Source organism: Streptomyces sp. NBC_00440 (assembly GCF_036014215.1).
In the GTDB taxonomy this organism is placed as follows: domain Bacteria; phylum Actinomycetota; class Actinomycetes; order Streptomycetales; family Streptomycetaceae; genus Streptomyces.
Genome location: NZ_CP107922.1, coordinates 226016 through 251751 on the forward strand (window position 1 = coordinate 226016; position 25736 = coordinate 251751).

24 protein-coding genes are annotated in these 25736 nt (G+C 69.1%); 22 read left to right on the plus strand and 2 right to left on the minus strand.

What is annotated here, in order from left to right; translation table 11 throughout:
- Nucleotides 1-178 precede the first annotated feature (178 nt).
- The 8 genes from OHB13_RS38425 to OHB13_RS38460 are packed head-to-tail and all read left to right on the plus strand — an operon-like array spanning nucleotide 179 to nucleotide 9683.
- The gene (locus OHB13_RS38425; RefSeq protein ID WP_328380728.1) at nucleotides 179-1069 is read left to right on the plus strand and encodes a hypothetical protein; all 891 of its coding nucleotides are present in this window, start codon (nucleotides 179-181) and stop codon (nucleotides 1067-1069) included.
- Between the two features lie 40 nt (nucleotides 1070-1109).
- A complete protein-coding gene (locus tag OHB13_RS38430; protein WP_328380730.1) occupies nucleotides 1110-1373 on the plus strand; it encodes a hypothetical protein in 264 nt (87 codons plus the stop codon).
- Nucleotides 1370-2500 carry a conjugal transfer protein gene (locus tag OHB13_RS38435; RefSeq protein WP_328380732.1) on the plus strand — a complete coding sequence of 377 codons (1131 nt, stop codon included), beginning with the start codon at nucleotides 1370-1372 and terminating at the stop codon, nucleotides 2498-2500. Before OHB13_RS38430 ends, OHB13_RS38435 begins: the two co-directional genes overlap by 4 nt.
- Entirely contained in the window at nucleotides 2497-2826 is a 330-nt protein-coding gene (locus tag OHB13_RS38440) for a hypothetical protein (RefSeq protein ID WP_328335763.1), read from the plus strand. Before OHB13_RS38435 ends, OHB13_RS38440 begins: the two co-directional genes overlap by 4 nt.
- Complete coding sequence (locus OHB13_RS38445) at nucleotides 2823-3491, plus strand: hypothetical protein (protein ID WP_328380734.1); 669 nt, start codon at nucleotides 2823-2825, stop codon at nucleotides 3489-3491. The genes OHB13_RS38440 and OHB13_RS38445 overlap by 4 nt, the downstream gene beginning before the upstream one ends.
- Nucleotides 3488-6043: an ATP-binding protein gene (locus OHB13_RS38450; protein WP_328380736.1), complete on the plus strand. Its 2556-nt coding sequence runs from the start codon at nucleotides 3488-3490 to the stop codon at nucleotides 6041-6043. The genes OHB13_RS38445 and OHB13_RS38450 overlap by 4 nt, the downstream gene beginning before the upstream one ends.
- Complete coding sequence (locus tag OHB13_RS38455; protein WP_328380738.1) at nucleotides 6040-8580, plus strand: hypothetical protein; 2541 nt, start codon at nucleotides 6040-6042, stop codon at nucleotides 8578-8580. The genes OHB13_RS38450 and OHB13_RS38455 overlap by 4 nt, the downstream gene beginning before the upstream one ends.
- Nucleotides 8577-9683, plus strand: coding sequence for a C40 family peptidase (locus tag OHB13_RS38460; protein WP_328380740.1), 1107 nt, complete (start codon nucleotides 8577-8579; stop codon nucleotides 9681-9683). The genes OHB13_RS38455 and OHB13_RS38460 overlap by 4 nt, the downstream gene beginning before the upstream one ends.
- 315 nt (nucleotides 9684-9998) lie before the next feature.
- Here OHB13_RS38460 and OHB13_RS38465 read toward each other — a convergent pair whose 3' ends face one another.
- Entirely contained in the window at nucleotides 9999-10454 is a 456-nt protein-coding gene (locus OHB13_RS38465; protein WP_328380742.1) for a hypothetical protein, read from the minus strand.
- Nucleotides 10455-10640: 186 nt separating this feature from the next.
- Here OHB13_RS38465 and OHB13_RS38470 point away from each other — a divergent pair, with 186 nt between their 5' ends.
- From OHB13_RS38470 to OHB13_RS38490, 5 genes are all read left to right on the plus strand, one after another.
- Entirely contained in the window at nucleotides 10641-11108 is a 468-nt protein-coding gene (locus OHB13_RS38470; RefSeq protein ID WP_328380744.1) for a hypothetical protein, read from the plus strand.
- Nucleotides 11105-13282 carry an ATP/GTP-binding protein gene (locus tag OHB13_RS38475; RefSeq protein ID WP_328380745.1) on the plus strand — a complete coding sequence of 726 codons (2178 nt, stop codon included), beginning with the start codon at nucleotides 11105-11107 and terminating at the stop codon, nucleotides 13280-13282. The genes OHB13_RS38470 and OHB13_RS38475 overlap by 4 nt, the downstream gene beginning before the upstream one ends.
- Before the next feature lie 14 nt (nucleotides 13283-13296).
- Nucleotides 13297-14241 carry a replication-relaxation family protein gene (locus tag OHB13_RS38480; RefSeq protein WP_328380747.1) on the plus strand — a complete coding sequence of 315 codons (945 nt, stop codon included), beginning with the start codon at nucleotides 13297-13299 and terminating at the stop codon, nucleotides 14239-14241.
- Nucleotides 14211-14639 carry a hypothetical protein gene (locus OHB13_RS38485; protein WP_328335754.1) on the plus strand — a complete coding sequence of 143 codons (429 nt, stop codon included), beginning with the start codon at nucleotides 14211-14213 and terminating at the stop codon, nucleotides 14637-14639. The genes OHB13_RS38480 and OHB13_RS38485 overlap by 31 nt, the downstream gene beginning before the upstream one ends.
- 139 nt (nucleotides 14640-14778) lie before the next feature.
- Complete coding sequence (locus OHB13_RS38490) at nucleotides 14779-16152, plus strand: hypothetical protein (protein ID WP_328335753.1); 1374 nt, start codon at nucleotides 14779-14781, stop codon at nucleotides 16150-16152.
- 64 nt (nucleotides 16153-16216) lie between these two features.
- On the opposite strand, the gene OHB13_RS38495 is transcribed toward OHB13_RS38490, so the two are convergent.
- Complete coding sequence (locus tag OHB13_RS38495) at nucleotides 16217-16948, minus strand: HAD family hydrolase (RefSeq protein WP_328336008.1); 732 nt, start codon at nucleotides 16946-16948, stop codon at nucleotides 16217-16219.
- Nucleotides 16949-17037: 89 nt separating this feature from the next.
- On the opposite strand from OHB13_RS38495, the gene OHB13_RS38500 reads away from it, so the two are divergent.
- From OHB13_RS38500 to OHB13_RS38540, 9 genes are all read left to right on the plus strand, one after another.
- Nucleotides 17038-18243 carry a helix-turn-helix domain-containing protein gene (locus OHB13_RS38500; protein WP_328380749.1) on the plus strand — a complete coding sequence of 402 codons (1206 nt, stop codon included), beginning with the start codon at nucleotides 17038-17040 and terminating at the stop codon, nucleotides 18241-18243.
- A gap of 104 nt (nucleotides 18244-18347) precedes the next feature.
- Nucleotides 18348-18932 carry a hypothetical protein gene (locus tag OHB13_RS38505; RefSeq protein WP_328335752.1) on the plus strand — a complete coding sequence of 195 codons (585 nt, stop codon included), beginning with the start codon at nucleotides 18348-18350 and terminating at the stop codon, nucleotides 18930-18932.
- 258 nt (nucleotides 18933-19190) lie between these two features.
- Nucleotides 19191-19781, plus strand: a complete 591-nt coding sequence (locus OHB13_RS38510; protein WP_328335751.1) for a hypothetical protein — start codon at nucleotides 19191-19193, stop codon at nucleotides 19779-19781.
- The gene (locus tag OHB13_RS38515) at nucleotides 19775-20773 is read left to right on the plus strand and encodes an ATP/GTP-binding protein (protein WP_328380751.1); all 999 of its coding nucleotides are present in this window, start codon (nucleotides 19775-19777) and stop codon (nucleotides 20771-20773) included. Before OHB13_RS38510 ends, OHB13_RS38515 begins: the two co-directional genes overlap by 7 nt.
- A gap of 35 nt (nucleotides 20774-20808) precedes the next feature.
- Nucleotides 20809-21507 carry an SAF domain-containing protein gene (locus tag OHB13_RS38520; protein WP_328335749.1) on the plus strand — a complete coding sequence of 233 codons (699 nt, stop codon included), beginning with the start codon at nucleotides 20809-20811 and terminating at the stop codon, nucleotides 21505-21507.
- Entirely contained in the window at nucleotides 21504-22379 is an 876-nt protein-coding gene (locus OHB13_RS38525) for a hypothetical protein (protein ID WP_328335748.1), read from the plus strand. The genes OHB13_RS38520 and OHB13_RS38525 overlap by 4 nt, the downstream gene beginning before the upstream one ends.
- A complete protein-coding gene (locus OHB13_RS38530; protein ID WP_328380753.1) occupies nucleotides 22372-23925 on the plus strand; it encodes a CpaF family protein in 1554 nt (517 codons plus the stop codon). Before OHB13_RS38525 ends, OHB13_RS38530 begins: the two co-directional genes overlap by 8 nt.
- Complete coding sequence (locus OHB13_RS38535; protein ID WP_328380755.1) at nucleotides 23922-24836, plus strand: type II secretion system F family protein; 915 nt, start codon at nucleotides 23922-23924, stop codon at nucleotides 24834-24836. The genes OHB13_RS38530 and OHB13_RS38535 overlap by 4 nt, the downstream gene beginning before the upstream one ends.
- Entirely contained in the window at nucleotides 24833-25726 is an 894-nt protein-coding gene (locus OHB13_RS38540) for a type II secretion system F family protein (RefSeq protein ID WP_328380757.1), read from the plus strand. Before OHB13_RS38535 ends, OHB13_RS38540 begins: the two co-directional genes overlap by 4 nt.
- Nucleotides 25727-25736: the final 10 nt, after the last annotated feature.

Genomic DNA, 25736 nt, shown 5'->3' on the forward strand with positions numbered 1-25736 from the left:
TTGCCCACTGTTGCACGGCCCGGTCATGAGGGGGCTTGCCCACCCCCTGAGAGGGCTTGCCCAACCGGCGAATCCGGCACTTTCTGCCTGTGACCTGCGCCGTTCGGGAAATGGGCAAGCTTTCGGGCAAGCCCGGGTGAGGAGAGTTCACGGCACGAGATCCGAGAGGAGCTGTGCCGTGCTCAACCTGTACTCCGCCCCGACCGCTGGCGGGATCTTCGACCGCCTGGACGCTGACTGGGCGACTCTGTGCGCGGACACCTCCGTCCAGAACGCCGTGGCCGATTGGCTCATGGCCGACAACCTGGCCGATGACGTCGCTGCCGTGACCGATTCCTGGGTGCGCACTCTGGGTCCCGCGCAGCTGCTCGCGATCCTCAAGCCGCGTACTGCGCACCTGCCGGATGAGCTGGCCGATGCCGTGCTGCGGGCCCTCCTCGTGCGCGCCGCCGGTCATGACCGATCGGCCACGCTCGCTGCTCGCATCATCGTGCAGGCGATGATCCCGGCCGCGGTTCGTATGGCTCGCGGTCAGGTCCGCCCCTTCGGCGGCCGGTCCTTCGAGCACATCGGCCACGTGACGGTCGTCGCTCTCTTCGAGGTGGCGTGCTCTGGCCGCATCCACCACCGGTCCGGCCGGCCGGCCGCGAACATCGCACTCGACGCTCTGAACCGGGTGTGCCGTGAGATCGCCCTCGAGTGTGAGGAACTCGGAGAATCCCTGGACGTCGCCGAGGATCTCGCCGACTCCGCACCCGGGCCTGCTGTCTGTGCCCGCGCGAGTTGGGTCAGCACCGCCGCGGCGGCCGCAGGACTCGAACCGGAACTCACCCGTGACGAAGCGGAAGTGAGCCGTGCGCGTCTGGAGCTCCTTGAGCTCGTCCTGGACGCGATGGAGGCCGGCACCCTCTCACCCGACGACGGGCGGGCGATCGCCTGGCACTACACCACCACTCCCGTCCCGGACGCCCGGGCCGCTTCTCTCGCCAACACCACCCCCGCCGCATGGCAGCGCCGACGCAGCCGCGCCGTGCAGCGGCTGAAGACCAGCCTCCAAACGGCCGCTTGACCCTCCCTGATCCACCCACCCCGATACGAACGGAGTACCCATGACCCCTCTCAAGAAGAATCTGGACGCGGACGAGGAGCGCGTCACCCGCGCCCACCGGCTACTGATCGGCCTCGGTGCCGCCCTCGTCCACCACCCGTTCGACGTCGCCACCCACGAGAGGCTGCGCGCCTTCCTGAGCGATGACGCCGAGACGGTCCTGATGTCCCTGCGCGTGCTGGAGCAACGGCCCGAGGCCGAGCTGCGCAAGCGGATCGCTGAACTCTCCGGCCACCACCTGCTTCCGCTCGGGGGCACAGCGTGAAGTCGCCCCTGCGGCCCCAACGGGCAAGAGGTGCCGGCACGGAGCAGGCCGACGCGAACGAGCAGGGCTGGTTCGTGGACGAGATGGGAGAAGAGGACAGCCACAGCCAGGAGGCGTATCCGGCAGAGCAAGGAGGCTGGGCGACTGCCTCGGTGGGAGCCGTGGCCAACACCGTGGCCGTGATTCGGTGGACTGCCTGGGTCCTGCTGGTGTCAGGGCCTCTGCTGGGACTGCTCGCCCTCGCCAGCCAGCCGAGTGTGACCGCAGCGCCCCCGCCGGCTGTACAGAGGAGCCGCGGTGCGGAAGGCCAGGCGGGCCCGGCCGGCTTCGCCGCCCTGTATGTGACGGCGTACGTCGCAGCCGGGCAGGGCACCGAAAGCTCGCTGAGCCCGTACTTCCCAGATGTCCGTGACCTCACCCTGAGCGCGAAGCCCGGGTCACAGAAAGCGGAGCAGGCAGCCGCAGTGCGGGTGAAGCAGATGTCCGCCGGCTATTGGTCGGTCACGGTCGCCGCGCGGATCCCTCCCACCAGGGGATCGAAGACGAACGAGTCCGCCAGCAACACCGCTGAAGAAGCAGATCAGCCCGCCGGCAACGCGCTGCGGTACTTCCAGGTCCCGGTCAAGGAGGCCGGCTCGGGCGCCCTGGTCGCGGTGGCGTTGCCCGCCGAGGTCTCGGCCCCCGGCCCGGGAGCGTCGCCGGAGCTCGACTACGGGCTCGCAGCCCCGGCCCAGTCCTCGGATGCGGCGGTCAAAACGCTGCAGGGGTTCCTGGGCGCGTATTTGACCGGCGGGAGCGACGACGTGGACCGCTACCTCGCCCCGCAGACGCATCTCTCGCCCATCTCGCCTGCGCCGTACAAGCAGGTGCAGATCGTCCAGCTCGCCGAGCACGGCACCGACGAGCCAGGCAGCAACTGGCCCGCAGGCAAGGCACTGCCCGACAGGGCACAGCGCCAGCTGCTGGTCACCGTCGATGCCACCGGGACTGACGCCCAGACACGGCCCCTGACCTACGCCATCGCACTGGAAGCGCGCGCCGGGCGCTGGGAGATCTCATCCCTCGCCGCGGCGCCCGCTCTGAAGACCGTTCCGGCCACGGCCGGGCAAGAAGGAGAAGCCCCATGATGACAACGCACGCAGTACTGGCGGCCGGAGAGCTCGGCGACATCAGGACGCTCGGCGCGAACCTGAAAGACATCCTCATCAACGTGATCGTCCCGCTGATGTGCATCGCCTTCGTGGTCTGGTCGTGGTTCAAGACCAAGTCGGCGGTGACCGCTCTGGTCGCCTGCGTCGCGGCAGGGGCGGTCTGGTGGGGCGTTACCAACCTCGCGACGCTACGCGACAAGACCGGTGAGGACCTCAACCCGTCAGGCCAGTCCCAGTCGGCCGTGGTGCACGTAGTTGCCGACATTCCCGGCACCCTCCCCGCGGTGCGAGGTGAGCAGTGAGTACCGCGACGGCCGGGGGAGCGGACAGTGAGGTGCTGGTCGGGCGGTGCTACACCAAAGCCCGACGGCACCCTTTGATGATCGGCAGGATTCCCGGTGGGCGGGGGCGCCTGTGGGGCGGCCCCTACACGGTGCCGCAAGTGATCGTGCTGGTCGTCTCGTTCCTGCTGCTGATCCTCACCCGCCCGCTGTGGGCGCATTTCGGGCTGGTGGACGTTCTCATCGCTCTCGGTGTGCCCTTTGGGCTGTCGCTCCTGGTGCGGCATATCCACATCGACGGGCGCAATCCGCTGGCGGTGGCTGCCAGCGCGGTTGGGATGCTCGCGACGCCGCACGGCGGCCGGATGGGCGGGCGCCCGCTCAGCTCGCCCGGCCACCGGAGGCTGATCGGGGCCTGCACCCTCACCTGGGACCCGCAGCGCACCGAGGAGGAAGCGCCGGGACCCGTCGCGTCGTGGGCCCCGCGCGCCCGGGCCCCGAGAGTGATCGCGGCTGCCGCACCCATGGTGCCCGCGCCCAACACCGCTCGGACTGCTGCCCGGCCGCCCGGGCAGCCGCGGGTGCAGTCGAGGGCCAGCGCGTTGCTCGCAGCCCGCCCGCTCGACGACAGCCGCCAGAGATCGCTGTCTGACTCTTCAACCGCTGAGGGAGTGGTGTCGCGATGAGGATGCCAGTACGTCATCTGGCCGGGAACGTCGTCTGGACGGTCAACGGCACGGTGTGGGCGCTGTTTCGGGTGCAGGGCGCCGATCAGGCGAACACCTCGCGCAAGGCCAAGCAGCAGCGGCTGGGAATGCTGGAGTCTCTGGTCAAGCAGCTGCGCGGCGAATCGATGCTTTTGTCGCTGTGCCCGCAGGTCGACCCGGTCTCCGTGGTCAAGAAGATGACCGCGGGCATCAACATGGCCGCCTCCCCGCGGTACACGCAGCTCGCGCACCGGGTCCTGGACCAGCTGGAGCAGCTGGAGCTGACCGGGCGTACCGACTGGCTCGCGGTGCCGTTGCCCGCATCGCGCCGGCAGACGGTCCGCGACGCGGTCGCAGCCGCGCGGGCCGAAGTCGCCCTCCAGCTGGGCCTGCTGCCTGCTGCGATCTCAGCCGCCGATGAGATGGAGCGCCTGGACCAGGCGGCGGCGCTCGCGTCAATGTGGCCCTCGGGTATCCATATGCGGCCCGCGACATCGGCGGAGATCTTGTGGGTCTACGGGCACAGCGCCCGGCGCGGTGTCCTCGAGCCGCTGCTGCCGGAAGGCCAGCGCGCCACGGTGGGACGAGGCCGCGGCCGCGGTGCGGCAGCCCTGGGGCAGGTAGTCCTAGCCGAAGGCGGTGAGCACATCGCCGAGGACCTGAGGGAGGCGAAGGGCCAGAGCCGGGGGCGGCGGCGTGCGGGAAATCCGTTCGCCCGGCGGTGGCTGGAGGTGACCACCGAATGGGGGCCCTCCTACCAGGCCATGCTCGCCCTGGCCGAGATGCCCGAAGCGTTCACCTTCCCCGGCTCCGAATACCTCGCCAACCTCGACCAGTTCAGCTTCCCCGTGGACTGGGTGGTGCGCCTGTCGGTGAGCGACGGCGCCACCGCGGAAGCCAAGACCCGCCGCAAGGCGCGGGAGCTGGCCAACCAGTACAGCGAGTACGAGGGCGAGACCGCGGGTGTGCCGGCCTCTGTCGACAAGGCCGTCGGAGGACTGGACGAGTACCGGGAGCGCCTGACCGCCTCGACCACCGAGGTAGAGGTGCGGGCGATGGGTGCCTTGTGCGTGTGGGGCGGCACCCCGCAGGAGGCAGAACGGCGGGCCGGTGAACTCGCCGGGTACTTCGCCGGGAACCAGTACACCTTCGCCCGGCCGCGCGGTGAGCAGGAGAGCCTCTGGTACGGGATGCTGCCCGGCGCCCGCACCCCGAAAGTGATGATGCAGTACGCGCAATACCTCCTCGCCCGGGACTTCGCGATGGCCGGCCCCTTCACCGGCGGCGGCCTGGGCGACGACTGCGGCCCGCTGTACGGGCTGCAGCTGACCGGCGGCGGGGTACGGCCTGTCCTGATCGACTGGAGCCGGGGCCCGCGCAAGCATGCCTCGGCCAGCGCCGCCTACTGCGGTGAGCTCGGCGCGGGCAAGTCCGTGGCGATGAAGGCTGCGGTGTATTTCGCCCTGTCCGCGGGCCGCCGGGCGGGGTCGCGCACCAGCCGGGGGCGTGCGGTGATCGTGGATCGTACGCCCCAGCAGGAATGGGTGCGCTTCGCGCGCTCCTGCCCCGGCGAAACGCAAGTCATCACCATCGACAACACCGCCTCGGTGTCGCTGGACCCGCTGCGGATCTTCACCAAGAAAGCTGAGGCGCAGCGGTTCACCGAGTCCTTCCTGACGTTGCTGCTGGGTATGTCGCCGATGGACGACGAGGGGATCGCGTTGTCCGAGGCGATCGAGTCGGTCCTTTCCGAGGAAGCGCCCTCCCTGCGGCGCCTGGCCGAGGAGCTCGCCACCCGGGGCGCTGAGGACCCGCACTCGCTGACCGTGTCCCGGCGCCTGAAAGCGGTCCAGCGCAAGGACCTCTCCCGGGCCCTGTTCGACGAATCGCTCCCCGTGGTGCGTGACTCTGACGCCGACACAGTGGTCTTCTCCGTGGCCTCGCTCGCCCTGCCCAAGAAACGGGAGATGGACGGCGGCCGGCTCGACCGCATGGAGTGGGAAAAGACGTTCGGGCGGGCCGCGATGTACCTGATCGCCGCCCTGTGCCGGAAGATCGCTTACGCCCGGCCGGAAGAGTTCGTCGCCGTGGTGTGGGACGAGTGCTGGTGGCTGACCTCGAGTCCGGAAGGTCTGGAGCTCCTGGTTGAGATCGTCCGCGACGGCCGCAAGCACAACACCGGCGCCCTGGTCGGCTCCCACGACCCCGACGACATCGGGCCCGCGAGCAGCGAACTCGGCCGGATCCTCCTGGGGCTCATCCCCCGCAAATTTTTGTTCCGCCACCAGGATGCCGCCCTCGCGCGGCGCGGCTTGGAGTTCCTGGGCTGCGACCCGCAGGACGAGGACCTCCTCGCCCTGGTCACCAGCGGCCTCTCACCGATCAACTTGTCGGACGAGGAACAGGCGGCACGCGCAGGGGAGTGCCTGCACCGGGACCTGATGGGCCGTATCGGCACCATGCAGGTCCTCATTCCCGCCGACCCTCAGGCAGCCGAGAACATCCACTCCCAGCCCGTCCTCGCCGCATGAGCGGGTACACAGCGGGACAGCGGCCGCGCATAGGCCAGGCACAAGATGTCAGGGCCGGAGCCTGGTGGGTAGTGCACCCCGGGCGGGCCGTGCTCGCCGCAGTGGTCATGCTGCTGCTCGCCCTCATCACGTCGCTACTGCTCGCAGGGTCGGCCGGGGCAGACGACACATCCCCTGTCCCGGGCCCGACTCCCGGACTGACGCCGGCCGGGCCGGCCAATCTCCTCCCGCCCGCGTCGCCCTCCCCGAGCGGCACGACTGCACCAGCTACACCGGCGCCGCCGACAAGCACCCCGAGTAAGCCGAGCAAGGGGGAGACGGAGAAGGAGCGGCTCTCCCAGTTCGACAAGCGTGTTGCGCAGTACAAGAAGGACCGGCGCAACGGCGGAGTCCTGTCCGCGTTCGAGGTCACCGACAGGGATGGCAACCCCGTCTCCTCCTACCGGGTGTTCTCCGATACCGGCAGCTGGAAGGACTGGGACCTGCACATCGATTCGTTCCTCGTCGAAAATCTTTTCCTCGCCTCGAAGTGGCTGGTCAGTTTCGCCTGCTTCCTCATCGCCTGGTCCCTGTCGTTCAAGCTGGCCGGCCTCCTCCTCAAGCCGGCCCTCGCGGTCTCCACGTCCCTCTACTCCAACGTCATGGTCCAGCTCGGCCTCCCCAGCTTGTTCCTGACCTACGCCGGGACCGTTGCCGCCTGGCATTTCATGTTCGGCAACCGGGTCCGCGGCTGGGGTGAGACAGCCGCCGCCCTGGTGATCTCCGCGCTCGCCCTCACCACGTTCGCCGCCCCGCCGACGATGCTGCTCTCCGAACAGAGCGGCGCCGTCGGCACGACACGGCAGCTGGCCACCGAGGTGGCCGCCCTGGTCCTGCAGAACGAGGAAACCCCCAAAGGCCCGGCCACGATGAGCGGCTGGGAAACCGTCAGCGCTGCCCGTCTGGCACGCCCGATCACCGACGAGCTGGTCGACGCGTTCGTCGTACGCCCGGCGATGCTGCTCTCCTACGGGCAGACCTTCGACGGGAAATGCGCGAAGAGCTTCCGCGACTCACGCATCCGGCAGGCCGTCCTGGACGCCCAGGTCGACGACGCGGTGAACTCCAAGTCGACCGACCAGCTGAAGAAACTGCCCTGGATCGGCTCGCTCATCCCCGACGCCAGCAGCACGCTCCCCGACAGCCTGCGCGACCTGGTCCAGGGCGACGGCCCCGTAAAAGACTTCGAGAAGACCTGCGTCAAAGGCGATACCGGGGCGCTGAAGAAGGCGTCCGTGGACAAGGTCGGCGGCGCGGCCTTCATGACCTTCGCCGCGTTCCTGGTCTGCCTGTTCATCGTCATCGTGGCCGGCGCGTTCCTGATGTCGCAGGTGTGGATCGCTTTCGAAGCGATGATCGCCCGGGTCGCCTTCACCGTCGGGGTGCTGCCCGGGCCGGGACGGGCCTGGCTCTGGGCCAGAGGCGCCTCCGTCCTCAAATCCCTCGCCCTGATGGTCCTGTCCGTCGTCTCCCTCGCCGTGCTGATCCTCGTCATCAAAGCGATCCTCAACACCCCGGAGAAAGACCTGCCCGGCGGGCTCACCGTGCGGTTCATCGTCATCGACATCCTGTGCATCGGCGGCTTCATCTTCCGCAAACGCCTCACCGCCACCACCAAGAAGATGGCCATGCGCGCTCGCGCCCGGATCGGCTCCAGCCCCCTCGGCGGAGCAGCGCCGGCAGACCTCGGGCAGCAGAGCCCAAAGGGCCACCTCGGCCGCAGGCTCGCGGTCGGCGCGCTGATGCTCGGTGCGATGGCAGCGACCGGCGGCACCGGTGCCGCCGCCATGGGAACCACGGGCGGGGTACGCGGCAGTGCCGCTCTGGCCGCCCGGCTCAGCCGCAGTGGCGGCCGCGCCATCGGCGGCACGGTGAAGGCCGCCGCCAGCACCACAGGCTCCGCGCTCAGAGGCGGTGTTGCGCTGGGGAAGGTCGGGCTGAAGTCCACAGTGGGGCTGCCGGTGTACGGGCCGCGGGCCGCACGGCTGGTGGGTTCGGCTGCACGGCAGCTGCCGGCGCAGGCGTCCAGCGCTGTGAGTGGCGGAGTCCAGCAGCTTCAGCAGCGGCTGACCGACATCCAGCAGCGATACGTACATCCCGCGCAGAACTTCACCGGCGAGTACACCCACAACCTGCGCTCCCTCGGCCGCCTCGTCACCGGCCGCAGCCAGCAAGGCCCCTACATCCCACGCCACCGACCGCTGCCCCCGCCTGCCTCGCGTCGATCCACTGTTCCGGCAGCAGGTGTTCCTGCGCACCCCCCGTTCCCCGCCCCTGCCCCTGCCCCGGCTCCCGTTCCGCCCGCGCGGCGCCGGCCCGTTCCGGCGCGGGTTCCGCAACCCCCTGCCAGTACGGCTCAGGCCGCGCTGCAGCAGCGCCTGCACCGCATCCGAACCCGCCAGGCAGCAACATCGCCGCACCAGCCAACTCCGCCGGCGGCGCCTGCCGTTCGTCCACCGCGGGCACGGCCCGCGCCCCGCCGAGGGGGCCGACCGTGAACGGAAAGAGAGCAGCTCTGCTCGTCGGCGCCCTGCTGTGCCCTGGAGTGCTGCTCCTCGCAGTGATCATCCTGTTCGTGGCCGCTGTCGCCGGCGGTGCTGCCGACCACGAAGACGACACCGGCGCAGACGCCGCCGGGTGGGCCACTCCGGCACAGGTCGACGGCATCAACCCGGTGATGCTCGACGCGTACGGAAAGGCTGCCCAGTCCGTCACCCGGCTCCGGCCCCAGTGCAAGGGGATGCGGTGGTCCATCGTCGCCGGCATAGGGAAGATCGAGTCCAACCACGCCGCCGGCCGCCACATCGCAGCCGACGGAGCCATCACCCCGCACATCCTCGGCCCCCGCCTCGACGGCAGCGGCGTCGGCGGAAACACCAGCGCGATCTCCGACACCGACGGCGGGCGCCTGGACGGAGACCCCCAGTTCGACCGGGCCGTGGGACCGATGCAGTTCCTGCCCGGCACCTGGAACGGGAGCAGCTGGCAGGACGGGAACGGCGACGGCGTCAAAGACCCGCACAACGCCTTCGACGCAGCCCTGGGCACCGCCGTCTACCTGTGCGGCACCGGGGCCGTCGACCTCAGCAAACAAGATCAGCTCGACAAGGCGATCTTGCGCTACAACCACTCCCAGACCTACGTCAATGACGTCACCGGTTGGATCCGTACGTACGACCAGACGGGCGCTTCCTCCAGCGACACCGCTGTCGGCGGGCGTGCCGGTGCTGTCATCGAGGCTGCCCGCGCCCAGCTCGGCGGCAAGTACGTCTGGGGCGGCGGCGACATCAACGGCCCCACCAAAGGCGGCTTCGACTGCTCCGGCCTCATGCTCTACGCCTTCCACCAAGGCGCCGGCATCACCCTGCCCCGCACCTCACAGACCCAGCGCACGGTCGGAACCAAAGTCTCCAACCGCAGCCAGTTGCAGCCCGGCGACCTCATCGTCTTCAACAACGACGGCGCCTGGGGACACGTCGGACTTTATGTCGGAGGCGGCCAGATGATCGACGCCCCCAACCCGTCAAAGCCAATCGAGCAGGTCGCCGTCACCACGGGATACTGGACGCAGTTCGACTGGGACATCCGCCGGGTCCTGTGATTCGCCTCAGAACAGGCTCGTCGCAGTGGGAAGAATCGTTGAGAGCCCGCGTGCCAGCCTCTACGAGTCCGCAAGGTCCAATCACACCAGGGGGCCGGAGATCGCCCGTCTGAGCCCCCATTCTGTCCGTCGTTTTTCTTCCGATATGCGAAGAAAACGCGGTAGTGACCGTACCTGTGACGTGAGATCAGGTGAGCGGCCGATGTGCTTCGCGGCCATGGGCGGCGTAGAGCTCGATGGTGTCTGTCCCGTCTCAACGAGCCGAGCCGCGTCCGTTTCATCGAACTCGGTCGACTGGGCTGGCGAACAAGGCGCTTACTGGGAGGGCAGCGAGAACCGTGTGTTCCTCCGGAACCGCCCTACGGCCGCCGACCAGATGTCCTCACCAACAGGCGTGCTGCATCCGTCTTCGGGGAGCTGAGCCTCGTCATCTCCCTCGCACGTCTCCTCGCCGAGGGCTTGAGTGAGCATCTCCCATTCAGCGGCACGATCAGCGGCAGGCCCGCCCAGGAACAGCGCCGCCGCCTGCCGGAGGAGAATGCCTGCGCCCTCCAGCGCAGCGTGTGCGCGCCCGATCTCATGCCAGCCCGTGCCTGTCATCCGCGCCGCGTCGGTGGCCTCGCATGATGCCGAGTGCATTTTCAGCACGAGCCGATTCACGGTCTCCAGTGCCAGCTGCGGGTCTGCCGTCACCTGTCGTTGGAACTCAGCCAGGAGTACTTCTTCGGCCAGCGCCCAGGGCGTTGATGACTCTGCCTTCTCGTCGTTCACGTCTGCTCAACGAGCCCAACGTCGGTCGCGCGGTCGAGAAGAGTAAAGCAGTGGTAAAGCCTCGCGGGTGATGTCTGGATGAGCCTCCGGACCGGACTTGGTCAGGGTGAAGGGCATTTTCCTCACCACCCAGGAGGCCATCGTGAACGACGCCACAGCCTGCCGCTTCTCTGACCGGCGGTCGGCATGAACACCCCCCTCCCGAATCCGGGCCATCTGCTCGACATCGCGCACTGGATCGCCATGTCAGCCCCGTACCTCGCACTCGTGGTGCTCCTGGGCGGCGCAGCCTGGGGCTGGACGCAATGGCAGCGCGCCCGGCGAGTCGAGGAGACTCTCCTCGGCCGAGTCACGGTGGAGCTCATCCCCACCAGCACCTTCGACCCGAGCGAAGGTGAAGTCGGGCGCTACGCCCACCAGTTGAGCCGGGCGCGCTACTCCGTGGCGAAGACGCCTGCCCGCGGCGCTGGTGTCCGCCTGCGCTACAGCGCTGAAGAGGGTCACATACGCTGCTACGTCGAGGGGCCCGCCAGGGCCGGGGCTGTACTGGCCATGCCGGGGTTCGCCGAAGTGGAAGTCCGCGCCGCCCGCGCCGACCAGCACATTGAACCGGTCCGCTTCACTCCTCCCGTCCAGAGGGAGGGGGAGAAGTGAGCGCGACTGTCAGTCTCGCCAAGCCCTCCAGCAGCGAAGAGGCCCCGTCCTCTACCGGCACGCGGTACGTCGAGCGCGCCGAGCTGGTGCTGGGGATGCCCGACCAGAAGCCCCTCGCTCCACTGGGTCTGAACCCTGACCCACTGCAACAGCTGGCAGCTGCGATGGCCACCGTGCGCACCGGGGCCGGCCAGCGCGCGGACGTGGCTCTCGACTTGATCCCGGTCAGGGAAGGTGAGCTCACCCGCCGTCGCCGTCGGCTGCTGGCCCGCTCGAAAAGGCGTGGCCCCTCCGCGTACGGCGAGAAGCTCACCGGAGGTCTCAGTGGGGGAGGGCTGCTGGAGTCCGTCGCGGCCGGCTTGAACGGGGGCAAGACCTCTGCGGGATCGCGTGCCGGGCGTCTGCCACGGATGACGGATGTCCGTGACGGCATGGGAAAGTTCAGCCCGGGGGCGGGTGTCGTCTTCGCCGTGCAGGTCTTGCTGCGTACCGAGGCCGCGCACCCGCAGGCCGCCTTGGAACGTATGCATCAGCTGCTCGCGGCCTTCGCGATCACCTCGGGGGAGAACTACTTCAAGCCCCGTAAGCCGCGTACGCGCCGGGCCATTGCGTCCTTCGACCGGCGGTTCGCGAGGGGCGAGTTCCGTCCGCGCAAGCGGCAGTGGCTGACGGTCCCGGAGCTGGCCGGCTTCCTGAAGCCGCCGACCTGTAAGTGCAACGCCTTCAGCGTCGTACGCTCCGGCGGTCTCGTCCCGCCCGCACCAGCAAAGCTCCCCGTCTACACCGGCCAGTCCGACCTGGTGCCCCTCGGCGCTGTGACCTACCCGGACGGCCGGGAACGTATCGGCGCCGCCCGTGTGAAGGACCTGCTCTTCGGGCTGTCGCTCGGCAAGAGCGGGCACGGCAAGACAGAGGCCGCTCTCGTCCAGGCCATCGCGCTCGCTCACAACGGGTACGGCACCTGGTTCCTGGACCCGCACGGTGAGGCATGGGCGAGGGCGAAGCCGTACCTGGCTCACCCGCACATCCAGTCCCGGGTATGGGAGATCGATCTGGCCGCCGCCGAGCCGGATCAACTGGTCGTCTCCTGGAATCTGCTGTCCATGGAGCGGCGCAAGGCATCCGACATCCAGAAGATCGTGCGCGCGGTCACCGAGGGCATCGCAGCCGCCCAGAACTGGGGCGACCACGCCCCCCGGGCCCGGACGATCCTCGCCCGCTCAGCCCAGGCGCTGGCTCTGCTCAACATGAAGGCAGTGCAGGCCGGAAGGCCGGATCTGCAGTGCACGCTGTTCCAGGTGCGGTCCTGGCTGACCGACGAGGACTGGCGCGAGGCGCTGCTGCCACAACTGCCCCGGCGGGTGCAGAACTACTGGACCAAGACCTTTCCCAAGCTTGCGTCGGACTCGGTGCCCACCGTCACGTACGCCATTGACCGCCTCGACACCTCCCCGGCCCTGCAGGCGTTCTTCGGCTCCCCGCGCTCCGGCTACGACGTGCGCACCGCCATGGACACCGGCCGGGTCGTGTTCGTGTGCCCCAGCGGCTCGGAATCCGACGACCTCGTCTCCTGCCTGCTCATCCACGACCTGCACCGCGCCGGCCTCTCCCGCCAGGACACCCACCGCCACCAACGGCGCACCTTCTGGGCCTGGGGAGACGAACTCACCGCCCTGGACTCCTCCTCCAAGGGCTTCCTCGCCGCGATCGCCGAGCAGCTGCGCAAATACGAGGTCCGGTTCATCGGCATGACACAGATGGCTTTGCGGCTCTCCGCGATCACCCGCCAGGCGCTGCTGCAGAACCAGTCCATGCTGTCGACCTGCGCCGCCGACTTCGACGAAGCCACGTTCGTGGCCCGCCGCTGGAACGGGCAGGTCAGCGCCCAGACCATCACCGAACTGCCCAAGTACCACTACGTGGTGTCGATCAACCTGGACGGCGCCCCGAGCACACCGTTCCGGGTACGGGGCCTGCCCGTCGAAGAGATCTTCGCCCACTACAACAACCCGGGCGGGATCCCCGCACTCGATGCCGCGATCGACGCCAGCATGAGCCGCCGGCCCCTCGCCGAGATCCTCGACGAGCTCGAAGACCTCGACGCGAACATCCTCGCCCACTTCACCGGATCCCAGCCCGGCCGTGCTGGGGACCCGACCACCCTCCTCGACTAGCACCGGAGAACGTCATGCCGTACCCGCACACCGGCCCCACCGGGCTCGGACAGATCGCCCAGCAGGCCATGCAGGTCCTCTACCAGCACCGCCTGGTCTCCACCCGGCAGATGCACCAGCTCATCACCCCCCACCACACCCGCGCCGAGTTCCTGCGCCGCCAACTCCACACCCTGCGGGCAGCCGGTATGGCCGACACGGTCGGCAGACGCCTGACCGGGCAGACCGAACTGCTGTGGTGGCTCACGGACCAGGGCGCCCGGGCCGTCGAGGCGGTCGGCCTGCTGCCCCAGCGCCCCTACCGGATGAGCCCCGAAGCAGCGCTGGGCCCCCTGCAGGAACACACCCTGGCCACCGTCGAATCCGGCCTCGCCTTCGTCGACTGGGCCCGACGCCTCGGCCACGAATGCGGCCCCCTCGACTGGTCCCCCGAGACCGCGCACCACTACCGCGACGACAGCCGCCCCGGTGAAGACCTCTGCCTCATCCCCGACGCCGTCCTCAGCTACGTCCACACCGACACCCAAGCCAGGCAGCGCACCCTGCTGACCTTCTTCATCGAGGTCGACCGCACCCAGATGACGATCGCCCGACTCGCGCAGAAGCTCCACGCATACGCCGCCTACCACGAGTTCACCCCCCAGCCCTCCGTCCCCCGCGGCGCTCGCCCCGTACGCCGGCCCGCTTCGGCACCCGCCTGGCGCAGCCGCTACGCGGTCTTCCCCCGACTGCTCCTGGTCCTCACCGGCGCGTCCGAAGCCCGGCTGGACCGCAGGATCGCCGACCTTCGCAGCCTCGCCGCCAGCGACCCGATGCTCGCCACTACCGCGGTGCGGGCTGGTGTGACCACCCTGGACCAGCTCCGCGACCGGGGCCCGTTCGCCCCCGTCTTCACGCCCGTGTTGGGCAGCCCCGACCTCAGCGACGCATGGCTGCGCCTGCAGCCCATCGCCGCCTGACCGCCCCCTTCTGGAAGGACGACCACCTCATGCTGTTCAGCCGCTTCAGGAAGTCACCGCCGCCCCCGGCCGCACCGGCCCCGGTCGACTACCGCGCCTGCGACGATCTCGGCGCCCTCACACGCCCGTTCTCCCCGCTCATCGGCGAAATGCTTGCCGTGTACTGCCATACCCGCCCCCTCGGAGCGCTCTCCCAGAGCGAGAAGTGCCTCGAGGAATACCGGATGACAGCCCGTCAGATCATCCACCACCTCCTCGAAGGCTGGCAGAACCAGACCGACGATCTAGGCACGATCGACGACCTCCTCATCCACCCCCGTCAATCCCGCACGGCAAAAGTCCCCACAACCCGGGCCGCCGAGAACGCGGCCACCCGGGACCACCACCTTGCATCGTGAGCGCACACCACCGGCCATCCAGCAGACTCCCTGCGCCCCTCCCCGAAGGGGGAGGGGCGGCCGGCAAGGCCCCCTGAACGACGTGACACCTGACCGCCGGGCCCGGCCCCGGCCGGCTCCGGGCCCGGCCTTCACTCTCGTGCGTGATGATTCCGAACACGAGATGGGCACGACCGCCTCCCGCCAACTGCGCCGCGCCGGCGACTTCCGAGCCGCCGCACGGTTCATGATCGGCCGGGGTATCCATCCGAAGGCCGGCCGCACGACGCTGCGCCTCGCGGAGGTCTTCGCGGCCCGCATGGAGCGGAGTAGAGACGGGCACCTCCCGTTCAGCGTCGAGGCGACCGCACGGCAACTCGGCCTCTGCCGGCGCACGGTTCTCGCCCACGCGAAGTACCTGCGCGAGCTCGGCCTTCTCGCCTACGTGGAACACGGATCGAAGACCAACGCGCTACGGACACGCCACGGTGCAGCCTGGACAGCCGCACACGGGTACCGCCGCACGGCCACCATCTTCGCCGCAGTCGCACCCTACGTCTGGGACGACGCAGAGGGCCGCAGGATCGACGGCACCGGCTACACAGCCCGGCCCATCGGAGTCACCGAGCAGGGCCGGGCACACGCTATCGACACGGCCCGCCGAGTTGCTACGAAGGCCCAGGCCAGGAGCGCTTCGTGCACCCCTTCTTTGGTGGTCCCACAGGACCACCGTCAGATGCAGGTAGTGGGAGGTAAGAAATACACCCCGCGCAAGCGCGCGAGGAACCCGCAGAAGCCCTCCCTCCCGTCCTCCATCCACCCCAGCGTCTCCACGGCCGAATGCGCCCGCGGGATCGCTCTCGCCGAGCAACTGCAGCGAGAGGTGTGGTGGCTGAACCGCGGCTGCGCCCGCCGACTCGGCTACGTCCTGCGCCCGCTGACGACCAGCGGCTGGACCGTTCAGTCACTGGCCGCCGAGCTTCTGACCTGGGGTGTACCAGGCCATCTCCGCGATCCGGCAGCATACGTACGCCACGAGCTCCAGCGCCGCCAGCAGCACGCCGGCCTGCCCGGCCCTGCCACACCAGCCGTGCGGGACGACCAGGTCGACGACACCGGCCTCCGCCACCGAGCCATGCTCCGCCGCCGACAAGAACAGAGCGCCCCGGTCTGGCATCGCTACCTCAATGAGATCCGGCCCGGCCTACGCCGCCGACAGGCCCAAGTACGCGCGAACACCCAAGCGAGGGCCCCGCAGCGCGTGGACTACCAACCGATGATCCGCGAGAGCGAACGGGCATTCGCCCAGGCACTGCCAACTCAGTCCTGGGGCGAGGACGTGTCCGCGCGCGACGTCTACCAGGCCCGCGCGAGGGGGCTGCCCAGTCCCGCCGGCCGTGCCGCACCGGAGGACGACCGCGGATGGCTGGTGTACCTACGCGACCAGCAGGAAGCAGAGCGCGCCTGCGCCGTGCTGCGCGCCGAACTGGAGAACTGGGAAGCCGAACACGTTCTTTCGGCTCAGGCTCAGTGACGGGCCAGGCGAAGGGGCCCGGGCACCAGGGGCGGGGGCCCGGCCGGGCGAATCGTCTCGCAGGTCAGTGCGGGGCTGCGTTGATCAGGTCCATGAGTACCCGGCGATCCGTCAGGTCCCGTGCTACCGCCGTTGCACCGGCCGCCCACAAATCCTGCTCCGAGCTGCGCCCAGAGGCCACACCCAGCACTCTCACGCCGTTGTCACGACCGGCAGCGACGTCAGCAGGCGTGTCGCCGATCAAAAGGACATCATCTGCCGTGATATCGGAGTGGCCCTGACCAGCATGTTCCATGGCCTTGCGTACCAGTTCCGCCCGCTCATCGTGATCCTCGCCGTACCCGCCCAGCTCGAAGCGGATGTGCGTATCCAGGCCGAAGGCGGCGAGCTTCACCTCGGCGGCCGTACGGATGTTGCCGGTGACCACCGTCTGTACGACCCCGCTCAAGCCGGACACCGTATCCAGGGTGGCCGCGGCGCCAGGTAGAGCGTGGCCGCGCTCCCGCAGTTCCCCGGCCCGGGCTCGGTGCAGCTCAGCAGAGCAGCGCGCGAACCTCTCGAACATCCGGCGATCGCTGTCAATGCCGTGAAGCCTCGCCGTCTCACGGAAGATGACGGGCTCGGTCATCCCGTCGACAGCGGCCTGCTCCCGCATCGGCACTCCAGTGACCTGCTCGAAGCCCTCGGCGAAGATCTCCCGGCCGACGCCACGTGTGGCGATGAGCGTGTGGTCGATGTCCCACAGAACCAACTTCACTCTGCCGCCTCCGATTACCTGCCATTGCCCACCGGGCATCACCGTGTCACACGTTGGTGTACTTCCAACTGCCCGCCTGCTACCGGCGCATACGCTGGACGTACGCCAGGCAGGAGTGAGGTCCGAACATGAGCTTGCCCACGCTTCCTATCGGCGAGCGCATCCGCCATCACCGTCTCCGGCAGGGTCGCACGCAGGCGGTCGTCGCCGGCTTGTGCGGCATCACCGAGGACTACCTCTCGCAGGTGGAGCGGGGCCGGAAGACCCCCTCGTCCGAGGTGCTCGCAAGGCTCGCCGTGCAATTCGGAGTGACCGCAGGGGCGCTGCTGGGCGACCCCGTCGAGGACGTCCCACTCGCGCCCGCGACGCCAGGGGCTGACGTGGTGCGCGCGCTCCTGGGCCAACAACCCAGCGCCGGCCCCGCGCCCACCACCGCGGTGACACTGCGCGAGCGGGTGGAGAACATCTGGCGTATCTGGCAGACATCACCCACCCGGTTCACCGACGCCGAACTTCTACTGCCGGACCTGATCACAGACGTGGAGACCGCCGTACGAGCCAGCCGGCATACAACCGAGAGCGGCGAGCGCCGCGTACTGCTGCGCATCTCCGCCGACCTGTACGGACTGCTGCGCTCGTACTGCCGCCGGGCCGGGCGCCTCGACCTGGCGCTGATGGTCGCCGACCGGGCGCTCCGCGCGGCCGAGGACGCGGACGACCCGCTGCGGATCGCCGCGGCCCAGTGGAACCTCGGCCACGTGCTGCTCTCCCAGCCAGGAGACGAACACGCCGCACGCGACACCGCCCTCCGGGCAGCCGAGGCGCTTCAGCGCGAACTGCAGGGCCCGGAGGCGGTCGCCGTCCAGGGCGCGCTGGAGCTGGTGGCGGTGGTGGCAGAAGCCCGCACCCGCCGCGCCTGGGCGGCCCGGGACAGGCTGGCCAACCGTGTCGCCCCGCTCGCGAAGCAAGCGGGGGAGGGGAACACCATGTGGACCGTCTTCGGCCCCGTGAATGCCGAACTTCACGCGGTCTCCGTAGAGATGCTCGACGGCAATGCGGTCGAAGGGCTGCGTCTGGCCGACAAGGTCGACACCGACCAGCTCCCCTCCCGCGAGCGGCGCATGACCTTCGGCCTGGAGGTAGCCCGCTGCTACGCACTGCGCAGGGAGGACGCCGCCGTCCTCGTTCACCTCCTGGAGCTCGAAGTGCTCGCGCCCGAGGATCTCCAGCGCAGTCCTCTCGCTCGGGAGCTCGTCATCTCTCTGGTGCAGCGCTCCCGGCCCACCTACCGCAAACAGGCGACGGCTCTGGCCGAGCGGCTCAGTCTGCTCTGACGAGCCCGGCCTGCGAGCACACCCGGTCTCTCAGTCCGGGTTGAAGAGATCCTCTGCCCGTACGGTCCCCACACCTCTGGAGACCGATCACGGGAAGCATGCGCATGAGCCCAACGGCAGCCGGGATCCCCGGCCACAACGGAACACTGATCGCGGCAGCTGGACAGCGGTGGGACGCCGTGCGCGTCCCGCGCTTCATCGGACTGCAGGCCCTGAACCATCTCGTCGGGCAGGAGGGCGCGATCGTGATGGATCCCGGAAATCGCCGGGTGTATTTCCTCGTTCCACCCGGAACCACGCGATCCTGGAATCTTCCTCAGACGACGGCGCTCGGCGAGACAAGCCACGTCGTCCTGCCGGCCGACGACAAGGAGATCCCGCCCGGGCCCTACTGGCTCGTCTCGCCCCGTCGTGGCCGTCTGTGCACCAGCACGGAAGCTCTTCACAACGCGTTGCGGACTGTCCTTGGCCCCCGGCCCACCACGAACGATCAGGACCGTGTCCGGCCGGATCTGGGGAAGCAGAACATCGATCAGGTCAAAGGACTGGCTTGCGCTCTGTGCGGGGCGCGGCTGTATGCGACCCGGAGCCTCGGAGTGTTCTGTACTGGGGACCTCTTGCTGCAGGATCCGACCGAACTGTGGGCGTGTAATCCCGTCTGCCGACGAATCGACAATCCCACTCCGTGAATTCACCGGACGCTCCGACCCCGGAGGTCCGTCAGAAGGGACAGGCGGCAAACGAATCGCCTCTGATGTTCTCGCCGTGCGGGATTGTGTCGGTTTATGGCCCGAGGTGTGGTGTGAACTGGTAATACGGGCTGTGTTGTTGGGGGATCTTTGCGTAACGTAGGGGAACAGGCGGTCACCTGTGGCTGCTGGTGCAGCCAGCAAGCGCATCACGCCGCAGGTCAGCATGGTGCCGCCGAGAACGTACGGGGAGGCGTAGTGGCACAGCCAGCACGATCGGAACGTCGGGTTCGCAACCGGGGAGTTCGGCCCGCAGTCGTCTTTCTCGCGGCATGCACTCTCGTAACGCTGTCCGCTTGCAGTTCCGACGGTGGCGATCCCACTGAAAACAAGCCGACCAGCGCCTCCCCCTCGCCGACCGTCGACGCGAAGGAAGCCCAAGCACGGAAGGCTGTACTGACTGCCTATTCCGGCATGCGGCAGGAGCAGACGAAGGCGTACGCGGTGGGAAAAGACTCCGGGACGAAGCTCAATACCTACGCCTCGGACAAGGCACTCGCCAAGATCGAAGGTGAGCTTTTCCAGTACCGGCAGGCCGGCGTCGTCTTCAAGGGCAAGCCGAAGAGCATCGCCAAGGTGACGGCTATCGATCTCGCACAGTCTCCCCACAAGGCCATGGTGTCTGAGTGCTTCATCACCACGGACTGGACTGCGGTGAAGAAGGACAGCGGTAAGGACGTCACCAGCCCCAATCAGGTTCACCGGTACACGGTGACCGGCTCAGTACGCACGATCGGCGATCGGTGGATGGTCGTGGACTACGCAGTCGACAAGCAGCACACATGCTGAGGAAAGCCACAGGCACCGTCGGGCTCGCGATCGTACTGACGCTTGCCGGTGCCCCGATCGCGGAGGCGAACCCCCACCCGAAGCCGACCATTGCCCCACCCACGGACTGCGGCGACATGTCCGTCTGTATCGGGGCCGGGGTTGGCGGCTCGGACAGTAAGCCCGCCGCCCCGGAACATGGCCGCACCGGCAAGACCGCAGCGCGGAAGCCGGGCAAGAAGCCAACCTGTGACGTCTACGCAGGCCCTGGCTACGTCACCGTGGGCGACCCCGGACCGCAGACCGGCACAATCAAAATGCCCTGCAACGACCCTGAACTCGGCCAGTTCTCCGGTGGCTGTTACTACAAGACGGCTCAGCCGCAGCCTCCGGCCAGCGACCCCGCGTGGAAGGGCCACAAGCCCGGGAGCGGAGCGATCTACCAGCGCACCTGCCCCATCGGCACTTCCGACGATCCCAACAACACCCAGTTGCAGGGCTTCGTTTGGATGGCCAAGCCTCCGGCGGCCGCAGCAGTGGACCCTGCGCAGCTCGCGCGGGAAGCCGTCGACAAAATGACGCTGCTCGGCCCGAGAATCGGGATCACACCCAAGCCCGGTGGCAAGGGCGTAGTGGGCATGCCGGTCTACATGTGGACAGCGAAAGGCGCCGAGACCTACGGCCCGAACGTCGCCAGCGCGTCGGCCGGCGGGGTGACCGTGAAGGCCACCGCGAAGGTCTCCAAGATCGTCTGGAATCTCGGAGACGGATCCAGCGTCACGTGCACCACGGCCGGCACCCCCTACCGCGCCGAGTACGGCAAGAACCCCTCCCCGGACTGCGGCCACCATTACAGCGAACCGTCCTCGACTCAGCCGTCGGGGAAGTTCCACGTCACCGCCACTTCGACCTGGTCGATCGACTGGCAGGGCGGCGGCCAGACCGGCCAGCTCACCGAGGTCAGGAACAGCGCCGTGGACATCACGGTCGTTGAGGTCCAGGTCCTCAACTAAGCGTTCACGAAAAGACTTGAAAGGCCCCTCGCCGCATGGAACCCCCCGTCGCCGCACCTCCGCTGCCGCGCCCGCAGACTCCCGGCCGTCCCGAGATCCCCATCACCACCACGCCTCCGGTCAAGCGGGAGCGACGCTGGTCGGTTGCTGCACTGTGTATCGTCCTCGCGGTGCTCGGCGGGCTGGGCGCGGCCGCGGCCGTCACGTCATCCAGCGACCGCGTGAAGGTTCTCGCGATCGCCCGGGACGTGCCGGCAGGACAGGCCATCACCGATGGAGACCTGGTCGTGGCCGAGGTGTCCGCCGACGGCGCCCTGACCCCGGTCCCCGCCGGACAGCGGAGCAGTATCGTCGGCAAGCGCCCGGCCGTCGACCTGCGCAAAGGTGGACTCCTGACCTCCTCGCAGCTGGGCGCGGGGACCGGGCTTGGGGATGACAAAGAGCAGGTCGGTGTGCAGGTCAAGCGCGGCCAGTCACCGGCGGGAACGCTCGCCCCCGGTGACAAGGTCCTCGCAGTGACCACCCCGGCCCAGGGCGACACCACCACCGGCGACAAGAGCGGTGAGACGCCGCCGTCGACGCTCAACGGGGTGGTCGTGTCGGTGTCCCGGCCGGACGCGTCCGGCACGGTGGTCGTCAACCTCGCGGTAGCGGACACCGACGGTCCGCTCCTGGCCACCCGCGCCGCCGTAGGCCGGATCTCGCTGGTCCGCGAACCGAGGAGCAGCCGATGACGGTCACCGCTCTTGTCTCCGCGAAGTCCTCCGGCGTCACCACCACCGCCCTGTCCCTGTCCCTGGCCTCGAAGCGCGCCTCGCTGCTCGCCGAGTGCGATCCGGGCGGCGGCACGATCCGTGCCGGGTTCCTGCAGAACGCGGTCAGCGCCGGGTTCGGCCTCTACCATCTGGCGGCCGCCGAACGGACTGGACCGGACGCGCTCGCCAGCGCTTTCACCAACCACCTGTGGCCGATGGACGAGGCGGGCCACCGCAAACTCCTTGCCGGCCTCACCGATCCGGCCCAGGCGGCCGCCCTCAGCCGTACCTGGCCGGCCCTCGCGGAGGTCCTGCAGGTGCTCTCTGCCGAAGCCGGGTACGACGTGTTCATCGACGGCGGGCGCCTCGCCCTGGAATCCGGGCACCTGCACCCCACACTGACTCCCACCCCGCTCCTCCACCAGGCCGATCTCGTCCTGCTGGTCGTCCGCGGCACCGAGCAGTCCCTCACGCTGGCCCGCCACCTCATCGACCCGCTCCGCACCGAGCTGCGCGAACGCGGTACCGGTGACGACGCCCTGGGCCTGCTGCTGATCGAGGACGGCGCCTACCGGGCGCACCAGGTCGCCGAGGCGCTCAAGACACCTGTACTGGCCGCGCTGCCCTTCGACCCGGACACGGCCGGCTACCTCACCCAGGGCGGCCGGCCCCCACGCGGCTACAGCAGGAGCCCATTGCTGCGGCATGCGCGTACCGCAACGGAAGCGTTCGAAGCTGCGGCCGCCCGCCGTCAGATCCAGCGCGAGTACCCGCCGCGCCCGGCCAACCCGCAGCTCGCCGGTGTGCTGCAGCGGCTCAGCCAGCAGCAGCCGGGCGGCCCCCGTGGCTGACACCCACCAGCGCCCCGGCACCAACGGGCATCCACCACCGATGGGCCGCGAAGAACTCGCCGGGCTCCTCGCAGGACGCCTCGGCCAGCGCCGCCCCGAACCCACCCATCCCGCCGCCGCCCCGGCCCAACAGCCACCGGCCGACCAGGCGGGCCCGGCCGCGGTACCGCGTCTGGCCGGCCTGCCGGGCGAACTGCCCGTGGGCTGGGAGGTGATCGAAGCTCTGCAGTCGGACGTCTCGCAGCAGCTCAGCGACCGCGACCCCGACAAGCTCCTCGAGGAAGCCGACCGCCGGGCCATGGCCCGCTCCCTGGTCACCACCGCCGTCGCCGACTGGTCCGCCAAGTACGCGCAGGGCAACACACCCCTGACCGAAGAGCACGAAGCGACGATCCGCACCGCGGTGTTCAACGCGATGTACCGGGGCGGGCGCCTGCAGTCCCTCCTCGACGAGGACGGTGTCGAAGACGTCATGGTCGACGGGCTGCGCGCGCACGTCGAGTACTTCGACAAACCCCGGCGCACCATTGAGCGCGTCGCCGACTCCCATGAGGAACTCATCACGTGGGTCAACCGGATGGCCCGCCTGTCCGGGCACGGTGAGCGCGGCCTGACCCAGGCGACCCCGATGGTCGGGTTCCGGATGCCCGACGGCTCCCGTGTCACGTCCTCGCTGCTGACCAGCCGGCCCTCGGTCGTCATCCGAAAGCACCGCATCCGTCAGCACGGCATCGCCGAGCTGACGCAGTGGGGCTCCATCAACCCGATCCTGGAGCGGTTCCTGACTGCCTGCGTCCACGCCCGGATGAACGTCCTGGTCGTCGGCGACATGGGTGCCGGAAAGACATCGTTGCTGCGGGCCCTGGGCCGGGAGATCCCGGCATCCGAGCGGCTCGTCACCCTGGAGTCGGACCGGGAGCTTTACCTGGACGAACCAGGGCCCAAGCCGGGGCCGGTCACGTTCGCCTTCGAGGCCCGCCAGTCCAACGGTGAGCGCCTGGGCGATAAAGCTGCCGGCGAGGTCACCATCTCCGACATGTTCGCAACAGCCTTGCGTTACAACGCATCGAGGGTGATCGTCGGCGAGGTCCGCTCCACCGAGATCGTCCCGATGCTGCAGGCCATGTCCGCGGGCGGCTCCGGATCGATGTGCACCCTCCATGTCCGGCGACCCCACGCGATCATCAGCCGCCTCGTTCAGCTGTGCACCGAAGCCGGGATGGCCACCGAAGCCGCCCACCACCTCATCGCTTCGTCCATCGACGTCGTCGTGTACCTCACCTACCTGGACGAAACCGCGATCGGCGGCCGCAAGCACCGCTTCGTCTCCCACATCTACGAAGTCCACGACGTCGTCGGCGAAGGCGGCAGACCAACAACGACGGAACTCTTCGCCCCCCACGGCCAGGAAGCACGCGCCGTCTACAAGAACATGCCGACCTTCATCGCCGATCTGGAACGCACCAACGTCTTCCACCGGCCGTGGCTGACGGACAACCCCCACGGCGCCTGGGGTCCCGCACTGCAGACGGTGAGCCCACGGTGACCACATCCCAGCTCGCTCTGGTCGCAGCCTGCTGCGCCGTTCTCACCGTCACGGGGATCGTCCTCGCTGTCCGGGAACTGCGCGGCCGCGTACGCGATCCGATCAAGCCCGCCTCCCGGATGACGGGCCGGCTCCAGCGCGCGAAGGCTGAACTGCCCGAAGCCTGGCAGCAACGCTGGAAATATCTCCTCGGCACCGCCGGCCTGGTCACTCTCGTGGTGTGGGCGTGGACCGGCTGGCCCGTCCACGGCCTCCTCGCCGGGGCCGCCGTGCTCGGCCTGCCCTACACCCTGAACCCCGGCACCGCGGCGACGGTACGCATCGAGCGCCTCGAAGCGCTCGCCCAGTGGCTCAACCACCTGGCCGGCGTACACACCGCGGGCATCAGCCTCCCGCAGACCATCCGCGCCAGCGCCAAGAACGCACCCGCACCCATCGCCCAGAACGTACGGGCCCTCGCCGACCGCCTGGGCGCCGGGATGGAAGCGCAGGACGCCTTCGCGCGCTTCGCCGACGAACTCGCCGACGGGGTCTCCGACCACGTGGTGCTGCTCTTCCAGTCCCACGCCGTCTACAAGGGACCCGGGCTCTCCGACGCCCTGGAAGCCCTCGCAGTCACCATCCATCAGCAAGCCGCCGACGCCCGCGACATCGAAGCCGACCGTGCCAAGGTCCGTAAATCCTCCCGCATGGTGTCCGTCGTGATCTGCGTCATCGTGATCGGCTGCATGCTCAACAACGCCTGGTCGGGCTGGTACCAATCCCCGCTGGGACAGATCGTCCTCGCCGGCCTGGGCGCCGCCTTCGCCTGGACCCTGAGCTGGCTGCGCCGCATCGCCCGCACCAAGCCCGACCCCCGCCTGCTGGACCCGCTGCCCGCCTACCTCACCACCATCGGAGGCCAGCGATGATCCCCCTGCAGGCCGTCCTGCCAGCCGCCGCCTCCGGAGCCCTGATCGGCCTCGCCGTCCGGGCCGCCTGGCCGGCGAAAGCAGACCTGGCCAGCGCCCTGGACCACCTGGACGCCACCAAAGCCCCCACAACCCTGTCCACCGCAGCCCTGCCGGGAACGGACTCGCTGCCCTCGCGCGTGGGCACCCGGCTGCTCAGCGAGTTCGGCGGCCGCATCACCCTGCCCGTCAAGGACCTCGCGCTGCTGCGCAAGAGCCCCGCCGAACACCTCGGCAAACGCGTCCTGTTCGCCCTGTACGGGCTGCTCTTCCCCCAGCTGATGCAGGCCATGCTCGCCCTGGCGGGCGCCCCGTGGCCCTACGCCATGCCGCTCATCGCATCTCTGGGCCTGGCAACCCTGATGTGGTTCTGGCCCGGCAAAGACATCGCCCGGGAGGCAGCCGCCGCGCGCCTGGTCGTACGGCACGCGGCCGCCTCCTACCTCGAACGCGTCGCCCTCGCCCGCATCGCCAACTCCGGGGCCGCGCAGGCCCTGATACAGACCGCGGAAGTCGGCGACGGATGGATCTTCGTGCGGATGCGGCAGATCTTCCACCAGGCTGACCTGGCCGGAGTCACCGTCTGGGACGCCCTCAAGCAACTCGGAGACGAACTCGACATCCCCGAACTGACCCGCCCCGCCGACACCCTCGCGCTCGCCGGCGACGGCGCCGCCGTCTACACCACCCTGCAGGCCCAGGCCCGCCAACTGCGCATCGCGCTGCTCTCGGACCAGAAAGCCCAGGCGAACGCGGCGTCAGCGGCGATGGTTCTTCCCGTCACCTTCGGCGTGATCCTCATGCTCGTCTTCGTGATGATCCCCATCACGATCACCATCCTCGGCACCTGACCCCAAAGGG